The organism is Pseudomonas sp. GM49 (assembly GCF_000282355.1).
GTDB lineage: Bacteria > Pseudomonadota > Gammaproteobacteria > Pseudomonadales > Pseudomonadaceae > Aquipseudomonas.
On the sequence record NZ_AKJL01000089.1, the window covers coordinates 1 to 571 of the forward strand.

1 protein-coding gene is annotated in these 571 nt (G+C 63.6%); it reads right to left on the minus strand.

The features are described from left to right. Positions 1-571 (minus strand): VCBS domain-containing protein (locus tag PMI29_RS20660; RefSeq protein WP_033052186.1); only part of this gene is annotated, 571 nt, incomplete at both ends.

Genomic DNA, 571 nt, shown 5'->3' on the forward strand with positions numbered 1-571 from the left:
CGTGGCATCGTGATCGATGTCGGCCGAGCTGAACTGGCCGTTCACGCTGAGCTTGGTATCTTCCTGCACCACGCCGGCATCGTTGCCCGTTTCAAAACCGAGCACGGGCGCGTCATTGCTGCCGGTAATGGTAATCGTCACGGCCTTGGTCACTGTCGCCCCGACGTCGTCGGTCAGCGTCACCGTGAACATTTCGCTCTTGGTCTGGCCTTCAGCCAGGTACTGCGCCGCGCTGTTGTTCAGCGTATAGGTCCAGCCCACGCTGCCCGCCGCGTCGTTCGTGCTCTCGTCGCTGACAGTGGCCACCAGCGTACCCAGCGCACCGGACGGTGCGCTCACGCTGACCACATGGGCGTGATCCGCCAGGTCCACGTCGCCGAAAGCGAAGCTGCCGCTGGCCATCGTGGTGCCGTCTTCGGTCACTGCACCGCCTTCGACCTCTGCCGCCGTCACCGTCGGTGCATCGTTGGTACCGGTAATGGTGACGGTCACCAGCTGGGTGTCCTCGCCACCCAGGCCGTCGCTGACTTTCACCGTAAACACGTCATTGTGACTCTCGCCCGCCTTCAGT